General features: G+C 59.1%; 19 protein-coding genes. 14 read left to right on the forward strand and 5 right to left on the reverse strand.

Going from position 1 to position 16195, the window contains the following annotated elements; genetic code table 11:
* The first annotated feature begins 23 nt into the window (after positions 1–23).
* From eno to BJF91_RS20130, 13 genes are all read left to right on the forward strand, one after another.
* Positions 24–1298 (forward strand): phosphopyruvate hydratase, encoded by a 1275-nt coding sequence (gene eno / locus BJF91_RS20070; RefSeq protein ID WP_075616305.1) that lies wholly within the window; start codon positions 24–26, stop codon positions 1296–1298.
* 160 nt (positions 1299–1458) lie between these two features.
* Entirely contained in the window at positions 1459–1770 is a 312-nt protein-coding gene (locus tag BJF91_RS20075; RefSeq protein WP_075616306.1) for an FtsB family cell division protein, read from the forward strand.
* A 331-nt stretch (positions 1771–2101) separates the two neighbouring features.
* Entirely contained in the window at positions 2102–3148 is a 1047-nt protein-coding gene (gene pdhA, locus BJF91_RS20080; protein WP_075616307.1) for a pyruvate dehydrogenase (acetyl-transferring) E1 component subunit alpha, read from the forward strand.
* Between the two features lie 21 nt (positions 3149–3169).
* Positions 3170–4564 carry a pyruvate dehydrogenase complex E1 component subunit beta gene (locus BJF91_RS20085; RefSeq protein ID WP_075616308.1) on the forward strand — a complete coding sequence of 465 codons (1395 nt, stop codon included), beginning with the start codon at positions 3170–3172 and terminating at the stop codon, positions 4562–4564.
* A 15-nt stretch (positions 4565–4579) separates the two neighbouring features.
* Positions 4580–5917 (forward strand): pyruvate dehydrogenase complex dihydrolipoamide acetyltransferase, encoded by a 1338-nt coding sequence (locus tag BJF91_RS20090; protein ID WP_075616309.1) that lies wholly within the window; start codon positions 4580–4582, stop codon positions 5915–5917.
* A 60-nt stretch (positions 5918–5977) separates the two neighbouring features.
* The gene (locus BJF91_RS20095) at positions 5978–6616 is read left to right on the forward strand and encodes an SGNH/GDSL hydrolase family protein (RefSeq protein ID WP_075616310.1); all 639 of its coding nucleotides are present in this window, start codon (positions 5978–5980) and stop codon (positions 6614–6616) included.
* Positions 6617–6727: 111 nt separating this feature from the next.
* A complete protein-coding gene (locus BJF91_RS20100; RefSeq protein ID WP_075616311.1) occupies positions 6728–6994 on the forward strand; it encodes a YdcH family protein in 267 nt (88 codons plus the stop codon).
* Between the two features lie 76 nt (positions 6995–7070).
* Positions 7071–8516, forward strand: a complete 1446-nt coding sequence (gene lpdA, locus BJF91_RS20105; protein WP_075616312.1) for a dihydrolipoyl dehydrogenase — start codon at positions 7071–7073, stop codon at positions 8514–8516.
* Between the two features lie 66 nt (positions 8517–8582).
* A complete protein-coding gene (locus BJF91_RS20110) occupies positions 8583–8831 on the forward strand; it encodes a GlsB/YeaQ/YmgE family stress response membrane protein (protein ID WP_075616313.1) in 249 nt (82 codons plus the stop codon).
* Positions 8832–8870: 39 nt separating this feature from the next.
* Positions 8871–9842 carry a lipoyl synthase gene (gene lipA, locus BJF91_RS20115; RefSeq protein WP_075616314.1) on the forward strand — a complete coding sequence of 324 codons (972 nt, stop codon included), beginning with the start codon at positions 8871–8873 and terminating at the stop codon, positions 9840–9842.
* Between the two features lie 37 nt (positions 9843–9879).
* Complete coding sequence (locus BJF91_RS20120) at positions 9880–10302, forward strand: DUF4279 domain-containing protein (protein WP_234801685.1); 423 nt, start codon at positions 9880–9882, stop codon at positions 10300–10302.
* Between the two features lie 4 nt (positions 10303–10306).
* Positions 10307–10876: a P-loop NTPase family protein gene (locus BJF91_RS20125; RefSeq protein WP_075616316.1), complete on the forward strand. Its 570-nt coding sequence runs from the start codon at positions 10307–10309 to the stop codon at positions 10874–10876.
* 4 nt (positions 10877–10880) lie between these two features.
* Positions 10881–11450, forward strand: coding sequence for a P-loop NTPase family protein (locus BJF91_RS20130; RefSeq protein WP_075616317.1), 570 nt, complete (start codon positions 10881–10883; stop codon positions 11448–11450).
* Between the two features lie 7 nt (positions 11451–11457).
* On the opposite strand, the gene BJF91_RS20135 is transcribed toward BJF91_RS20130, so the two are convergent.
* Positions 11458–12780 (reverse strand): MFS transporter, encoded by a 1323-nt coding sequence (locus BJF91_RS20135; protein WP_075616318.1) that lies wholly within the window; start codon positions 12778–12780, stop codon positions 11458–11460.
* Positions 12781–13017: 237 nt separating this feature from the next.
* Between BJF91_RS20135 and BJF91_RS20140 the strand changes: the two genes are divergently transcribed.
* Positions 13018–13470 (forward strand): type II toxin-antitoxin system RatA family toxin, encoded by a 453-nt coding sequence (locus BJF91_RS20140; RefSeq protein WP_075616319.1) that lies wholly within the window; start codon positions 13018–13020, stop codon positions 13468–13470.
* Here the strand turns inward: BJF91_RS20140 and BJF91_RS25080 are convergent.
* The 4 genes from BJF91_RS25080 to BJF91_RS20155 all read right to left on the reverse strand — a co-directional run bounded on the left by BJF91_RS25080 (position 13455) and on the right by BJF91_RS20155 (position 16195).
* Positions 13455–13601: a hypothetical protein gene (locus BJF91_RS25080; protein ID WP_162843897.1), complete on the reverse strand. Its 147-nt coding sequence runs from the start codon at positions 13599–13601 to the stop codon at positions 13455–13457. The two genes, BJF91_RS20140 and BJF91_RS25080, sit on opposite strands and share 16 nt — an antisense overlap.
* A gap of 98 nt (positions 13602–13699) precedes the next feature.
* A complete protein-coding gene (locus BJF91_RS20145; protein WP_075616320.1) occupies positions 13700–14473 on the reverse strand; it encodes a metallophosphoesterase family protein in 774 nt (257 codons plus the stop codon).
* Positions 14448–14975 (reverse strand): CinA family protein, encoded by a 528-nt coding sequence (locus BJF91_RS20150; protein WP_075616321.1) that lies wholly within the window; start codon positions 14973–14975, stop codon positions 14448–14450. The genes BJF91_RS20145 and BJF91_RS20150 overlap by 26 nt, the downstream gene beginning before the upstream one ends.
* Positions 14972–16195 (reverse strand): bifunctional 2-C-methyl-D-erythritol 4-phosphate cytidylyltransferase/2-C-methyl-D-erythritol 2,4-cyclodiphosphate synthase, encoded by a 1224-nt coding sequence (locus BJF91_RS20155; protein ID WP_075616322.1) that lies wholly within the window; start codon positions 16193–16195, stop codon positions 14972–14974. The genes BJF91_RS20150 and BJF91_RS20155 overlap by 4 nt, the downstream gene beginning before the upstream one ends.

The raw sequence follows: 16195 nt of genomic DNA on the forward strand, positions 1-16195 counted from the left end.
CTTTCATTCAGCAGGGAGCGAACATGACTGCCATCACCGATATCATTGGCCGCGAAATTCTCGACAGCCGCGGTAACCCGACCGTCGAGGTCGATGTCTATCTCGAAGACGGTAGCATGGGCCGTGCGGCCGTTCCCTCGGGCGCATCCACCGGCGCGCACGAAGCCGTGGAATTGCGCGATGGCGGCAAGCGTTACCTCGGCAAGGGCGTTGAAAAGGCTGTTGAAGCCGTCAACGGCGAAATCTACGACGCCATCGGCGGTCACGACGCCGAAAACCAGATCCAGATCGACAACATCATGCGCGAGCTTGATGGAACGCCGAACAAGTCACGTCTCGGCGCCAACGCCATTCTCGGCGTGTCGCTTGCTGTCGCCAAGGCTGCTGCCGAAGCGTCCGGCCTGCCGCTTTATCGCTATGTCGGCGGCCCGAACGCCCGCGTTCTGCCCGTGCCGATGATGAACATCATCAACGGCGGTGCCCATGCCGACAATCCGATCGACTTCCAGGAATTCATGATCATGCCTGTCGGCGCGGAGAATATCCGCGAAGCCGTGCGCATGGGCTCGGAAGTGTTCCACACGCTGAAGAAGGAGCTCTCGGCTCAGGGCTTCAACACCAACGTTGGTGACGAAGGCGGCTTTGCCCCGGGCCTGAAGAGCGCACCTGAAGCGCTGGACTTCGTGATGAAGTCGATCGAGAAAGCCGGCTACCGTCCTGGCGAAGACATGTACCTCGCCCTCGACTGCGCCTCGACCGAGTTTTTCAAGGACGGCAAATACGTTCTGGAAGGCGAAGGCCGTACGCTGGAGCCGGAAGCCATGGCGGAATATCTCGCTGAACTGGCTGCCAAATACCCAATCATCTCTATTGAAGACGGTATGGCAGAAGACGATTGGGATGGCTGGAAGTCCCTGACCGAAAAGATCGGCGCGACGACCCAGCTCGTCGGTGACGACCTGTTCGTCACCAATTCCGCCCGTCTGCGCGATGGTATTCGCATGGGTGTCGCCAATTCGATCCTGGTCAAGGTCAACCAGATCGGTTCGCTGTCGGAAACGCTCGACGCCGTCGAGACTGCCCACAAGGCTGCCTACACCGCCGTCATGTCGCACCGCTCGGGTGAAACCGAAGACTCGATCATTGCCGATCTCTCGGTTGCCACCAACTGCGGTCAGATCAAGACAGGCTCGCTGTCGCGCTCTGACCGGCTGGCGAAATACAATCAGCTGATCCGCATCGAAGAACTGCTCGGCCCGCAGGCAACCTACGCCGGCACATCGATCCTCAAGGGTTGATAGACCGAAATTATTGAGAGGGCCCGTGCCATGCAGATGGCGCGGGCCTTTTTTGTTTGGCCATGACGCTGGGAAATTACCAAACAGGGTCAACACTCGGTTAAGCAAATCCCTCTAATGTCAGGCAAGCAATGTTGTGCGTCGCAGGGCAGATAAGAGAATGTGGACACGTCACCATAAGAACCGCAAATTCGGGCGCCTGATCCTTCCGGTCGTGACCGCTGCATTCATTGGCTATTTCGGGTATCACAGCATTCACGGCGACTACGGTTTGAAAGCTGGCGAGCGTTTTGATGTGCTGCGCGCTGAGCGCAGCAAGGAACTGGCGGCGCTGGTTCACGATCGCAAGAAGCTGGAGACCCAGGTCAAGCTCCTGAGCGACGGTTCGCTGGAACGCGATATGATCGACGAGAAAGCCCGCTACCAGCTGAACATGTCGCGCGCCGACGAAATCGTGATTTTCAATCGCTAATTGTTTGGCGCGTCGTCTTTTTCCAAATTCTCATTGCATCAGCTTTTTTCAAGACCGTAAACGTGCCGCACTGCAGCGATTATGCGCGGCATCAAGGCGACAAGCCCCAGCGGCAAAGGTGTCGTGTTATGGTGCGGCGCAGCATATCATGAGTTGCCGCTCATCTTTAGGGATGGTCCGATTAACTGAAAATAAGTTAATCAGAAAAAACCAATAAAAAACCGGTGTTTATACGGAATACAAGGCATGCATTTAATGCATTGCGGGCTGTCTCATTCTTGCCTATGGTGTGTGCCAATCAAAAACCCTTACACAACTCAGGGAGGGATGAATGGCGCCGCGCAAAAACGCGACTGCTTCGGGCCGCAAAACGGTAGCAAAGCCTGCCAAGGGCGAATTTACGGTTGGTGCGATCGAGGAATTCGACCGCGACAGAGAACTCAAGGCCTACCGCGAAATGCTGCTGATCCGCCGCTTCGAAGAGAAGGCCGGCCAGCTTTACGGTATGGGCTTCATCGGCGGCTTCTGTCACCTCTATATCGGCCAGGAAGCTGTCGTTGTCGGCATGCAGATGGCGCTGAAGCAGGGTGACCAGGTCATCACCGGTTACCGCGACCACGGTCATATGCTCGCCTGTGGCATGAGTGCGCGCGGCGTGATGGCCGAGCTCACAGGCCGCCGTGGCGGCCTGTCCAAGGGCAAGGGCGGCTCCATGCACATGTTCTCGAAAGAGAAGAATTTCTACGGCGGCCACGGCATCGTCGGTGCCCAGGTCTCGCTCGGCACGGGTCTGGCCTTCGCCAACAAGTATCGCGGCAATGACAATGTCTCTCTCGCCTATTTCGGCGACGGCGCGGCCAACCAGGGCCAGGTCTATGAGAGCTTCAACATGGCTCGCCTGTGGAATCTCCCGGTCATCTACGTGATCGAGAACAACCGCTACGCCATGGGCACCTCGGTTGCCCGCGCTTCCGCGCAGACCGATTTCTCCCAGCGCGGCGTTTCCTTCAACATCCCCGGCTTCAAGGTGGATGGTATGGATGTGCGCGCCGTCAAGGCTGCCGCCGAGCAGGCTGTCGAGCATTGCCGCGCCGGCAAGGGCCCGGTCATTCTGGAAATGGAAACATACCGTTACCGCGGCCACTCCATGTCCGACCCGGCCAAGTACCGGTCCAAGGACGAAGTGCAGAAGATGCGGTCCGAGCATGACCCGATCGAGCAGGTTCGCCTGCGCCTCTTGGAAAAGGGTTGGGCCAGCGAAGACGATCTCAAGCTGATCGACAAGGACGTGCGTGATATCGTTGCTGACAGCGCCGATTTCGCCCAGGCCGATCCGGAGCCGGATGCATCCGAGCTCTACACCGATATTCTGCTCTAAGGCGAAAGGGAGGGTTAGCCCATGCCAGTCGATATTCTCATGCCCGCCCTGTCTCCGACCATGGAGGAGGGCACGCTGTCCAAATGGCTGAAAGCCGAAGGTGATAGCGTCAAGTCCGGCGATGTGATCGCCGAAATCGAAACCGACAAGGCGACCATGGAAGTGGAAGCCGTGGATGAAGGCGTGATCGGCAAGTTGCTGATCGAAGCCGGCACCGCCAATGTCAAGGTCAACACTGTTATCGCCGTGCTGCTGCAGGATGGCGAAAGCGCGTCCGACATGTCGGCGCCCAAAGCTGAAAGCGCCGCTGCTCCGGCAGCGCCTGCCGTGCCGCAGGAAGAAAAGCCGACGGAAACGGGTTCGGCCTCCGCGCCGGTTCCGGCTCAGCCGATTTCCAGCGCTGCTAGCGATCCGGCCATTCCGGCCGGCACGGAAATGGTGACGATGACGGTGCGTGAAGCGCTGCGCGAAGCCATGGCCGAAGAAATGCGCGCCAATCCCGATGTCTTCATAATGGGTGAGGAAGTCGCCGAATACCAGGGCGCCTATAAGATCACGCAGGGCCTGTTGCAGGAATTCGGCCCGAACCGCGTTGTCGATACGCCGATCACCGAACACGGCTTTGCCGGCGTTGCCGTTGGTGCCGCCATGGCTGGCCTGCGTCCGATCGTCGAGTTTATGACCTTCAACTTCGCCATGCAGGCGATCGACCAGATCATCAACTCGGCTGCAAAGACGCTGTACATGTCCGGTGGTCAGATGGGTGCGCCGATGGTGTTCCGCGGCCCGAATGGTGCTGCTGCCCGCGTTGCCGCTCAGCACAGCCAGGACTATGCCGCCTGGTACAGCCAGATCCCGGGCCTCAAGGTCATCTCGCCCTACACGGCGGCCGATGCCAAGGGCCTGCTCAAGGCTGCGATCCGCGATCCCAATCCGGTTGTCTTCCTCGAAAATGAAATTCTCTACGGTCACAGCTTCGAAGTGCCGAAGCTTGACGATTTCGTTCTGCCGATCGGCAAGGCGCGTATCCACAAGACCGGTAAGGACGTTACCTTGGTGTCCTGGAGCATTGGCATGACCTATGCGACCAAGGCCGTCGAGGAACTGACCAAGCTCGGCATCGATGTCGAACTGATCGACCTGCGCACCATCCGTCCGATGGACCTGCCGACGGTGATCGAGTCGGTCAAGAAGACCAGCCGTCTGGTCGTGGTCGAAGAAGGCTATCCGCAGTCATCAGTCGGCGATTTCGTCGCCAACCGCATTCAGCGCGAAGCCTTCGACTATCTCGACGCCCCGGTCATTACGGTCGCCGGCAAGGATGTGCCGATGCCTTACGCGGCCAATCTCGAAAAGCTTGCTTTGCCGAACGTTGGCGAAGTGGTCCAGGCCGTCAAAGCCGTCTGCTACAAATAAGGGGAGGCGAGGCTCATGCCGATCAATATTACCATGCCTGCGCTGTCTCCGACGATGGAAGAGGGCAATCTGGCCAAGTGGCTGGTCAAGGAAGGCGATACGGTCAAGTCTGGCGATGTGATCGCCGAGATCGAAACCGACAAGGCGACCATGGAAGTGGAAGCCGTCGACGAAGGCACGGTGGCCAAGCTCGTCGTGCCTGCCGGCACGCAGGGCGTTAAGGTCAACTCGCTGATCGCCATTCTGGCGGCTGAAGGCGAGGATGTATCCGCTGCTGCCGCCGGCGGTGGATCTGCACCGGCCAAGGCCGAGGCACCCAAGGAAGCACCGAAGGCCGAAGCTGCTGCCCCCAAGGCAGAAGCGCCTGCCGCTGCTGCACCCGCACCGCAGGCTGCCGCTCCGGCCGCAGCCTCGGGCGACCGGGTGTTCTCGTCGCCGCTCGCCCGCCGCCTCGCCAAGGAAGCCGGTCTTGATCTCAAGGCGATTTCCGGCAGCGGTCCGAAGGGCCGTGTGGTCAAGAGCGACGTGGAAAAGGCAGTCTCCGGTGGCACTGGCAAGTCTGCCGCTGCACCTGCCGCCGGTGCTGCTGCTCCGGCTCCTGTCCTCGCCAAGGGTCCGTCGGAAGAAGCCGTGCTCAAGCTGTTCGAGCCTGGCTCTTACGAGCTCGTGCCGCATGACGGCATGCGCAAGACCATCGCCAAGCGCTTGCAGGAAAGCAAGCAGACCATTCCGCATTTCTACGTCAGCGTGGATTGCGAACTGGATGCGCTGCTGGCGCTGCGCGCCCAGCTCAATGCCGCCGCCCCTGAAAAGGATGGCAAGCCGGTCTACAAGCTGTCCGTCAATGACATGGTCATCAAGGCTATGGCGCTGGCGCTCCGCGACGTGCCGGATGCCAACGTCTCCTGGACGGATACCAACATGGTCAAGCACAAGCATGTTGATGTCGGCGTGGCTGTGTCGATCCCGGGCGGCCTGATCACCCCGATCATCCGCAAGGCCGAGACCAAGTCGCTGTCTGCCATCTCCAACGAGATGAAGGACTTCGGCAAGCGTGCCAAGGAGCGCAAGCTGAAGCCTGAGGAATATCAGGGCGGCACCACGGCTGTGTCGAACATGGGCATGATGGGCGTCAAGAACTTCGCCGCCGTGGTCAACCCGCCGCACTCTACCATCCTCGCCGTGGGCGCGGGCGAAGAGCGCGTCGTGGTGAAGAAGGGCGAAATGAAGGTTGCCAATGTCATGACCGTGACGCTGTCCACCGACCATCGCTCCGTCGATGGCGCTCTCGGGGCCGAACTGATCGGCGCCTTCAAGCGCTACATCGAAAACCCGATGGGCATGCTGGTGTAATGAGAATGGGAGAGGCGGTTTAGCCCGTCTCTCCCCTCGTTTTCTGGAGGTGGGCCGCGCATGAAAACCGTTCTAGCCTACGGCGACAGCCTGACCTGGGGATACGACCCCATCAATCTTGGCCGTCACGCTCATGAAGATCGCTGGACCAGCGTGCTGCAAAAGGCGCTTGGCCATGGTACCAGGGTGATTGCCGAAGGGTTGAACGGGCGCACCACGGCCTATGACGATTATCTCGGCGATTGCGATCGCAATGGCGTCAAGCTTTTGCCGAGTCTTCTGGCGACCCATAAGCCCATCGATCTCGTCATCATCATGCTTGGCACCAATGACTTGAAGCGGGGCATTCAAGGTACCGCCATCGGTGCGACGAGTGGCATCAAGCGACTGGTGAAACTGGTGCAGCATCACGACTGGGGCTTCGATTTCGAAACGCCAGAGGTGTTGATCGTCTCGCCGCCACCGATTCAAGAAACAGCCGATGTCATGTTCGGGGGGATGTTCAATCACTCTATCGAAGAGGGTGCCATGCTGGCCAGCATGTACCGCGATGCGGCCGATGAACTGGGCTGCGGCTTTTTCGATGCCGGTTCGGTGGCTGAAACGACGCCGCTCGACGGTATCCATCTCGATGCTGACAATACCCGCGCCATCGGGCGCGGTCTGGAACCTGTCGTGCGCATGATGCTTGGCCTTTGAGGCGGGCGTTGCGTATGGCGGTGTGATTGGAATTCCCATTTGATTGGGATCAAGGAGCACTGATGCGGTGGGTTTAAACTGGTCTCGTCAACCTGGAAAGGGGAAGGGATCATGGCCAACACACCACATGAACTGGCAGAGGAATTTCCGCAATTCGTGGCTCTGATGCGGCATCTGAAGGAAACGGACGGTCACTTCGTTCGTCTGTTCGATGCCTATCATGACGTCAACCGGAAGATTCATCGCGCCGAAACCGATATCGAGCCGCTCGACGACTTCCATATGGAAGATCTGAGGAAGACGCGGATGCGGCTCAAGGATGAAATCTACGGGATGCTGGTTCGTCACGAACCGGAGGCCGAGACACCGGCGGCTTAAGCCGGACGCGCTTCCAGTCCCGTCCAGGGCAGTGTCGAAAGACCTGCCCCAATGAAACCGAGGAGTGGAAGCGCCCATGTCGAATGTTTATGACGTCATCATCATCGGATCCGGCCCTGGCGGCTATGTCACGGCGATCCGGTCTGCCCAACTCGGTCTGAAGACGGCGATTGTCGAACGGGAGCACCTGGGCGGTATCTGCCTGAACTGGGGCTGTATCCCCACCAAGGCGCTGCTGCGCTCGGCTGAAATTCTCGATCACGCCAATCACGCCAAGAGCTTCGGGCTGACGCTCGAGGGCAAGATGACCGCCGACGTCAAGGAAGTCGTCGCCCGCTCCCGTGGCGTCTCGGCCCGCCTCAACGGCGGTGTCGGCTTCCTGATGAAGAAGAACAAGATCGACGTGATCTGGGGCGAGGCGAAGCTGACCAAGCCAAACGAGATCAAGGTTGGCCCAACTTCCAAGCCCGCGGTGCAGCCGCAGAACCCGGTTCCGAAGGGCGTGCTGGGCGAGGGCACCTATACCGCCAAGCACATTATCGTCGCGACCGGCGCGCGCCCGCGCGCTCTGCCCGGCATCGAGCCCGATGGCAAGCTGATCTGGACCTATTTCGAAGCGATGAAGCCAGATTTCATGCCGAAATCCATCGTCGTGATGGGCTCTGGCGCAATCGGCATCGAATTCGCCTCCTTCTACCGCTCCATGGGCGTCGATGTGACCGTTGTCGAAGTCATGTCGCAGATCATGCCTGTCGAAGATGCGGAAATCTCCGCCATGGCGCGCAAGCTGCTTGAAAAGCGCGGGCTGAAGATCATCACCGATGCCAAGGTCTCCAAGGTCGAGAAGGGCGCGAATTCCATCACCGCCCATGTCGAAACCAAGGATGGCAAGGTGCAGCAGCTGACCGCTGACCGGCTGATCTCAGCCGTTGGCGTGCTAGGCAATATCGAGAATCTCGGCCTGGAAGCGCTCGGCGTCAAGACTGACCGCGGCTGCATCGTCATCGACGGCTATGGCAAGACCAATGTTCCCGGCCTCTACGCCATCGGCGACGTCGCTGGCCCGCCGATGCTGGCTCACAAGGCCGAGCATGAAGGCGTGATCTGCATCGAAAAGATCGCTGGCGTTCCCGGCGTTCACCCGATGGACAAGGCAAAGATCCCGGGCTGCACCTATTGCAATCCGCAGGTCGCCTCCGTTGGCGTGACCGAAGCCAAGGCGAAGGCCGATGGCCGTGACATCCGCGTCGGTCGCTATTCCTTCGGCGCCAATGGCAAGGCCATCGCGCTCGGGGAAGACCAGGGCATGGTCAAGGTTATCTTCGACAAGAAGTCGGGCGAGCTGATCGGCGCGCATATGGTCGGTGCGGAGGTGACCGAGCTGATCCAGGGCTTCGTGGTCGCCATGAACCTGGAGACGACGGAAGAAGAGCTGATGCACACGATCTTCCCGCATCCGACGCTGTCTGAAATGATGAAGGAAGCGGTTCTGGATGCCTATGGTAAAGTCCTGAACGCCTGACATTGCTCATGGGAACCCGGTCTATTATATAGGGCCGGATTTCATGCTTGAGGCGAGGGTGTCGAAATGGAAAATGTCGGCTGGTTCACGGCCATTATCGTGGGTGGTCTCGCCGGATGGCTGGCGGGCAAGCTCATGGATATGCGCTTCGGCATTTTCATGAATATCGTCATCGGCATTATCGGCTCGGTGATTGCCAATGCCATCTTCCGCCGCTTCGACATCTTCGTCGCCAGCGATTGGGTTGGCTATCTGATCACCAGCTTTATCGGCGCCTGCATTCTTCTGTTTGTCGCCAAGCTGGTGCGGAAATAAATATCTAGTTGCCCGCCCATCGGCGGCAAAGGACATACGATGGTTACCATCCTCGATAGAACCGAAGCCGGCGATAAGCGCATTCGCCATCCGGAGAAGGCCCACAAGCCGGATACGGAAGTGCTGCGCAAGCCGGAATGGATCAGGGTCAAGGCTCCGACCTCCAAGGGCTATCAGGAAACCCGCGAGCTCGTCCGCTCCCACAAGCTGGTCACCGTCTGCGAAGAAGCCGGCTGCCCGAATATCGGCGAGTGCTGGGACAAGAAGCACGCCACCTTCATGATCATGGGCGAGATCTGTACCCGCGCTTGCGCATTCTGCAATGTCGCGACCGGCAAGCCGAATGCGCTTGATCTGGAAGAACCGGTCAATGTCGCCAAGGCCGTCAAGCAGATGGGCCTCAGCCACGTTGTCATCACCTCAGTCGACCGGGACGATTTGGCCGATGGTGGCGCCGAGCATTTCGAGAAGGTCATCTGGGCCATTCGCGAAGCCTCGCCGTTGACGACCATCGAAATCCTTACGCCTGACTTCTTGAAGAAGCCCGGTGCCTTGGAGCGCGTCGTTGCTGCCAAGCCCGACGTCTTCAACCACAACATGGAAACCGTGCCCGGCAATTATCTGACGGTGCGTCCGGGCGCTCGCTATTTCCACTCGGTGCGGCTGCTGCAGCGGGTCAAGGAACTCGATCCGACCATGTTCACCAAGTCTGGCATCATGGTTGGACTCGGCGAGGAGCGCAACGAAGTGCTGCAGCTGATGGACGACCTGCGCACCGCCGACGTGGACTTCCTCACCATCGGCCAATATCTGCAGCCGACCCGCAAGCACCACAAGGTCGAGCGCTTCGTGACGCCTGAAGAATTCAAGTCCTACGAGGATATTGCCTATACCAAGGGCTTCCTGATGGTGTCCTCCAGCCCGCTCACACGCTCCTCGCACCATGCAGGCGACGATTTCGCACGCCTGAAGGCCAACCGCGAGAAGAAGCTGCTGGCGGCCGCGGAGTAATGGGCCTCAGCGGCAAAGGGGTGCTCCTTTGTCCGCCGTGAGCCGGTTCGAGATAACGCTCCGGATTTCTGGGGACCATCTTGATCCGCGTGAGATCACGACGCTCCTCGGCGTTGAACCGCATTTGGCCTATCGCAAGGGCGGGGTCTGGAAGACACCAAAGGGAACATCGGTCGTCGGCAGAACTGGCCTTTGGAATGTCGGGGCCAAGGAGGTCGACAGCGGCAATTTCGAGGAGGCTATCGCACGCTTCCTTTCCGGCATACCGGCAGCGCCCGACGTGTTTCTCGCTCTTGCCTCAAGGTTCAAGGTAGAGCTGTTCTGCGGTCTTTTTCTCGACGAGTATAATTCGGGACTGGAAATTTCTCCTGCTGTCATGACTCTGATGGTTGAGCGTGGGATATCGCTCGATCTGGATATCTATTCCTCCTGCGATAGCGGGGAGGACTGCGAGGATTGACGGCATGGGCTTTTATGTCGATAGCATCGCGGACGCGGCGCAGATTTTAAACAACGCTCGGCGCATATGCGTGGTTGGCTGTTCCGGCAGCGGCAAGAGCACGCTCTCGCAAATCCTCTGCAAGCGGCTCGACATGACCTATATTTCCATGGACCGGGATGTATTCTGGCTGCCCGGCTGGCAGCTGCGCGCACGGCCGGAGGCGCTTGAGCGCGTGCAGGGCTTCGTCGCGGGCGAGCGCTGGGTGATAGACGGCAACAGTCCGGGATCACTGCCGGTACGGCTTGCGCGCGCCGATATGGTGATCTGGATGCGTCCGCCGCGCGTCGTATCGGTTTACGGCGTGCTGTCGCGCTGGCTGAAATATCGCGGTCAGGTGCGGCCCGAAATGACCGAGGGTTGCCCGGAAAAGATCGACGGGCCGTTTCTCAAATATGTCTGGAATTTCGAGGCCAAGGAAGTGCCGCAATTTCAGGCGCAGTTTGCAGCAGCGCGACCAGATTTGCCGGTGCTGGTGTTGAAATCGAGGCGGCAGACGGCCCAACTGCTGGCAAAGGTGGGCTTGCGAGGGTGACAACATGGTTCAGTATGCAGAAATTCCGGCTGCCGTCGATCTTCTCAAGCGGAGCAACAGGGTAATGGTTGTCGGCTGTTCCGGCGGCGGCAAGACCACCTTGTCACAAAAACTGGCCCGGCATCTGAAGCTCGAGTATCAATCCATTGACCGTGACGTCCGCTGGCTATCCGGGTGGACGGCACGTGATAGAGACGAACAGCGGGCCATCATTGAAGGCCTTATTGCCCGCGATCGCTGGGTGATGGATGGGAGCGGGCCGGGCAGTTTCGATTTGCGCCTGCCGCGAACCGATCTGGTCATCTGGTTAAGGATGCCAAGGCGTGTTTGCCTTTGGGGCGTGGCCTGCCGTGTCTGGCGCAATTACGGCAAAGTCCGGGTGGCGATGGCCGAGGGCTGCCCGGAACCACTGCCGGATAGGGCCTTCCTCGAGTACATCTGGAACTTCGAGAAAGACTCCGTGCCAATTTTCATCCGCAATTTCGAGCGGTACGGTCCACAGGTGCCGGTGCTGGTGCTAAAATCCCGCCGCGAGGTCGGTAAGCTTCTCGACCTCGTCGGCGTAGCTGATTAGCCATCAGTTATGCGGCGAAGGCATTCCTCGGCTGTGGACGTCTCGAGAGAATAAGCAGGGTTACCGCCGAAATGGTAGACGCGCCCATGATATACCAGGCAACGGAAGCGGCGCTGCCTGATTTCGCGACCAGCCACGCAGTGATGACGGGGGTGAGGGCGCTGCCCAGGACGCCGGCCAGCATGTAGCAGATCGACAGGCCGGTATAGCGCATCCCGGTTTCGAACAATTCGGCAAGAAAGGTGGCGATTGGCCCGAAATTGGCGGCGAATGCAGTCATCATCAGCAGGAAGCCAAACAGCACGCCAAGCAGGCCACCATGGTCCATAAGCCAGAACATCGGGAAGGCGAACAGGATTTCCGCGATTATGCCGGCAAGGATGACCGGCAGGCGCCCGATCTGGTCGGATAGCGTGCCGAACAGCGGCAGCAGCACCACGCACACGGCGCAGGCAATCAAGATCATCGCCAGTACCTCCTGCTTGGGAAGATGTAGCGTCTGCGTGCCATAGGACAGCCCAAAGACGGCGATGAGATTGAAGGACGAACCGATCGACAGTGTGGCAAAGCCACCGAGCAGCACCGTCGCCCAATGGCGGCTCAAAAGGTTGGCAAGCGGTATTTTCTTGTCTTTCACCTGCTGACGGTGGCGGGCAAATGTCGGGGTCTCGGTCATTGTCAGTCGCATATAGAGCCCGAGCGCGACAAGCACGATGCTGACGAGAAAGGCCAGTCGCCAACCCCACGCCAAAAAACTCTGTTCCGACAGCAAGGTCGACAGCAGCAGAAAAGCGGAGTTGGCAAGGAAGGTGCCGGCGGGAACGCCGATCTGCACCCAGGATCCATAGAGGCCGCGCTTGTCGGCAGGTGCATGCTCCACCGCCAGCAGCACCGCTCCGCCCCATTCGCCGCCCAAGGCCAGCCCCTGCAGCAACCGCAGCACCACCAGCAGGATTGGCGCCCAGACGCCGAGTGTGTCATAGCCAGGCAGAAGGCCGATGGCGAAGGTGGCGAGCCCCATGAGCCCGAGCGATAGCATCAGCGTCGACTTGCGGCCCAGCCGATCGCCGAAATGACCAAACAGGGCAGCCCCCACCATTCGCGACACATAGGCCGAAGCAAACGTGCTGAAGGCCAGCAGCGTGCCGATCAACGGATCGACGCTTGGAAAAAACACCTTATTGAAGACCAGCGCCGAGGCGGTGGCGAAAATGAACAGGTCATACCATTCAATTGTCGTGCCGATCACACTGGCTAGCATGATCCTTCGCAGCGGTGTTGTCTGGGATGTGGAGAGGCTATTGGAGTTGCTGGGCGAGGGGGCGGCCATGATACAAGTCCTTGCTTAAATTATTGAATTTGAAAAGAAGAATAAGTCGCCGTCTGTGTAAAATGGTATCAGGTCGCCAGATCTGTCGCCACCAACCGGGAATTTCGTTTGTTTTGCGAAATCTATAGAGACAAAAGCACCCAACTCCGGCCTTCCGTCCCGGAAATTTGCGGTAAAATCGAGCCGCTGGCCGGCTCACTTCTTGATCTTGTCTCTCGGCGCGATTAAGTCCGGTTCATGCCGAAGTTTGAAACCCGCCGTGTCGTCCAGCACTCCGCCGATCGCATGTATGAGCTCGTCGCCGATGTTGAGCGTTATCCTGAATTTGTGCCGCTCTGCGAGGAGCTTGCCGTGCAGTCACGCAAGGAGCGCGACGGCAAGACCTTGCTCATCGCCAACATGACCGTCGGCTACAAGGCGATCCGCGAGACGTTCGTGTCGCAGGTTCTGCTGAAGCCGGAGGAGCGGGCCATCGATGTGAAATATCTGGAAGGCCCGTTCAAATATCTCGACAATCGCTGGCGTTTCGAAGACCTCGGCGACGGCACCTGCGCCGTCAATTTCTATATCGATTACGAGTTCAAGAGCATGATCCTCGGCGCCTTGATGGGCTCGATGTTCGATCGCGCCTTCCGGATGTTTTCAGAGGCCTTCGAGACCCGCGCCAACAAGATTTACGGCACGGCCTGATCCTCGCCCACCAAGGGCCGCTTTTCGACATAGTGGCCGTAGAGTGTGGTGAGGATTGACATGGTCACGATCAACAGGTCGTGCTGGAAAGTGTTTCCCAAAGCACCAAGCAGAAGCCAACTGTTGTTCAAGAGCAACGAGACGATCTGAAATGGCAGCGCGAACAGGAATAGTTGGATTGTAATCCTTCCTATTGTAGTTTGGATGCTGAACGGCTATCCGGCGTCGGCTACTCCACCTCGGTCGCCGAGGAGGAAAATATACCCTCTATTCGGTCCCAGCCAGAAAAGTCAGGATTAAAGCGACGAGGGTCGATGGCGAAACCAGTGCGTTCGGTATGGGTTATTATGACGTAGCTTCCGTCATTAATATATCGGTAGCCGACTTGCTTCGCGCGCAGCCCTTTCTTTGCCACTATCACCTTTTTGTCGAGAGCGCTGACGTTAACAAACCGCTGTCCGCGATAGGTCGTATCCTCAAACCTGTGTATGTGGCCGAAGAGGAAAAGGGGTATGTCAGGCAGAAAAGCTTTGGTTTTTGTCAGCCTATAGTGACTGACGACTATCGTTCGTTCCGGGCGTTGCGCATTGACGGCTGTCGAAAGTTCTGTTCGCTGTTGTTCAATGTGCTTTCGCCGGGCCGCTGCGATAGCAATTGGATCGCCTGTGTCGTTAGCTAGGCGCAAAGATTCCCATTCCGGGTCGATCCCGTCTACCGACTCGCCGACCACATTCAGACCTTCGACAGCGACGGGCGACAAATGAATATGATGACACCGTTCCCCGAATTTTTGACGATGTCCGAGGCGACGATCCCAGTTGCCGAAGACATATAAAACCGGGCAATCGAAAGTCTGAAGTAAATCAAAAACCTCGTTCGTATTCTCGCTTCCGATATCGCCCGCCACGATCAGTGCGTCGAAGTCGTTTCCTTCGAGTGAGCGAAGCTGACGGACCGCTCTGAGGTTGTTGTGAATGTCAGAACAAGCGAGGATTTTCGCCAATGTTAGCCTCCGCAACCTCTCCCAACAGTCCAAGCGCTGTCCGGACCGTTTCCAGACGGATATTGTCGCGACCTAGGTCGCCGTAGCGCATCTCCCGATGCGCAATATTCCCTGTTCGCGCCATGGCCGCGATATGCACCAAGCCCACCGGCTTTTCCGCTGAACCACCGCCCGGTCCTGCAATGCCCGTGACCGCAACCGAAAGGGAAGCCCCGGAGCGATAGAGCGCACCGTGGGCCATGGCGAGTGCAGTTTCGCGCGAGACGGCGCCATAGGTCTGCAATGTCAGTACCGGTACGCCGAGCATGTCTGATTTCGCCTGATTGGAATAGGTGACAAAGCCGCGATCTACTACGGCGGAGGAGCCGGCGACTTCCGTCAGCAGACCAGCGATCAGGCCGCCGGTGCAGGATTCGGCGGTAGCGACCGTCAGGCCGCGCGTCGCGAAATCCGCGATCAGCGTCTGGGCTGCCTTAAGGAGATCGCTCGGAAACGGGCTCATTGCTGAGGTGCCCGGTAGACAACGGTTGCCGTCGCTATCGCCGCAATGCCCTCGCGACGGCCAACAAACCCAATCTGTTCATTGGTGGTTGCCTTGACCGAGCAGCGGTCGAGCGAAATGCCGAGGATTTCAGAAAGCTTTTCGCGCATGGCCTGCCGATGCGGTCCGATCTTCGGAGCTTCGGCAATCAGCGAGACATCGGCATTCATGATCGTACCGCCGGCATCGCGCACGATCTTGGCGGCGTGTTCGAGAAAGATCCGCGAGGCAGCACCCCGCCATTGCGGGTCCGAGGGCGGGAAATGATCGCCGATATCGCCGGCGCCGCAGGTGGCGAGCAGCGCATCGGTCAGCGCATGCAGGGCCACATCGGCATCGGAATGGCCGCTGAGCGTCTGGTCATGGGTGATGAAGATGCCGCACAGCGTCACCCCGTCGCCCGGCACAAGCTGGTGCACGTCATAGCCATTGCCGGTGCGCACGTCAGGAAGATCGTTGTTGGAGAGGCGGGCATCGGCCATTTCGAGATCTCGTTTCACGGTGAGTTTGACATTGTCAGGTGAGCCATCGACCAGATGCACGGTCAGTCCCGCCCATTCGGCGATCGCCGCGTCGTCGGTAAAATCGTCACGGCCTGCATCGGCTGCGGCCTGATGGGCTGCATGGATTTTGGCGTAGGAAAAGCTCTGCGGCGTCTGAGCCGCGTAAAGTCCGGCGCGCGAAACCGTATCGCTGACCTCGCCGCGATCATTGCCGCGCTTCAGCGTGTCCGTCACGGCTACCGCCGGCAGCACCGCGTCTGCACCGCTCGCCAGCTTTAACACGATTCGGTCGATCATCGCCCGGTCGAAGAATGGTCGCACGGCGTCATGGATCAGCACATGTTCGGGCGCGTGGCCCTCCAGTGCCTTCAACCCCGCCAGCACCGATTGCTGCCGCGTCTTGCCGCCATGGGTGACGATCAATGATGCGGCAAGCTCGGGATAGGCGGCAAGCGCCTCGGCCAGCAGCGTTTCGTCGTCTGGATGGATAACCACGACGACAGCAGCTTGCGGCAGGATATTGGTAAAGCCGAGCAGGCTGTGGACGAGCACGGGCCTGCCGCCGATCCGACGATATTGCTTAGGTCCTTCGCTCGAGGCTCCAGCCCGTTCGCCGCGTCCGGCAGCGACCAAAATGACAGCAGTTGACCTTGCCGCCTGCGCTTTAGTATGCACCAT

This window comes from Gillisella taibaishanensis (genome assembly GCF_001938985.1).
Lineage (GTDB): Bacteria > Pseudomonadota > Alphaproteobacteria > Rhizobiales > Rhizobiaceae > Allorhizobium > Allorhizobium taibaishanense.

What these genes read in the sequence shown, in the direction of transcription:
- eno (WP_075616305.1), top strand. Translation starts at nt 24, where the DNA reads ATGACTGCCATCACCGATATCATTGGCCGCGAAATTCTCGACAGCCGC.
- BJF91_RS20075 (WP_075616306.1), top strand. Translation starts at nt 1,459, where the DNA reads ATGTGGACACGTCACCATAAGAACCGCAAATTCGGGCGCCTGATCCTT.
- pdhA (WP_075616307.1), top strand. Translation starts at nt 2,102, where the DNA reads ATGGCGCCGCGCAAAAACGCGACTGCTTCGGGCCGCAAAACGGTAGCA.
- BJF91_RS20085 (WP_075616308.1), top strand. Translation starts at nt 3,170, where the DNA reads ATGCCAGTCGATATTCTCATGCCCGCCCTGTCTCCGACCATGGAGGAG.
- BJF91_RS20090 (WP_075616309.1), top strand. Translation starts at nt 4,580, where the DNA reads ATGCCGATCAATATTACCATGCCTGCGCTGTCTCCGACGATGGAAGAG.
- BJF91_RS20095 (WP_075616310.1), top strand. Translation starts at nt 5,978, where the DNA reads ATGAAAACCGTTCTAGCCTACGGCGACAGCCTGACCTGGGGATACGAC.
- BJF91_RS20100 (WP_075616311.1), top strand. Translation starts at nt 6,728, where the DNA reads ATGGCCAACACACCACATGAACTGGCAGAGGAATTTCCGCAATTCGTG.
- lpdA (WP_075616312.1), top strand. Translation starts at nt 7,071, where the DNA reads ATGTCGAATGTTTATGACGTCATCATCATCGGATCCGGCCCTGGCGGC.
- BJF91_RS20110 (WP_075616313.1), top strand. Translation starts at nt 8,583, where the DNA reads ATGGAAAATGTCGGCTGGTTCACGGCCATTATCGTGGGTGGTCTCGCC.
- lipA (WP_075616314.1), top strand. Translation starts at nt 8,871, where the DNA reads ATGGTTACCATCCTCGATAGAACCGAAGCCGGCGATAAGCGCATTCGC.
- BJF91_RS20125 (WP_075616316.1), top strand. Translation starts at nt 10,307, where the DNA reads ATGGGCTTTTATGTCGATAGCATCGCGGACGCGGCGCAGATTTTAAAC.
- BJF91_RS20130 (WP_075616317.1), top strand. Translation starts at nt 10,881, where the DNA reads ATGGTTCAGTATGCAGAAATTCCGGCTGCCGTCGATCTTCTCAAGCGG.
- BJF91_RS20135 (WP_075616318.1), bottom strand. Translation starts at nt 12,780, where the DNA reads ATGGCCGCCCCCTCGCCCAGCAACTCCAATAGCCTCTCCACATCCCAG.
- BJF91_RS20140 (WP_075616319.1), top strand. Translation starts at nt 13,018, where the DNA reads ATGCCGAAGTTTGAAACCCGCCGTGTCGTCCAGCACTCCGCCGATCGC.
- BJF91_RS20150 (WP_075616321.1), bottom strand. Translation starts at nt 14,975, where the DNA reads ATGAGCCCGTTTCCGAGCGATCTCCTTAAGGCAGCCCAGACGCTGATC.
- BJF91_RS20155 (WP_075616322.1), bottom strand. Translation starts at nt 16,195, where the DNA reads ATGGTGCATACTAAAGCGCAGGCGGCAAGGTCAACTGCTGTCATTTTG.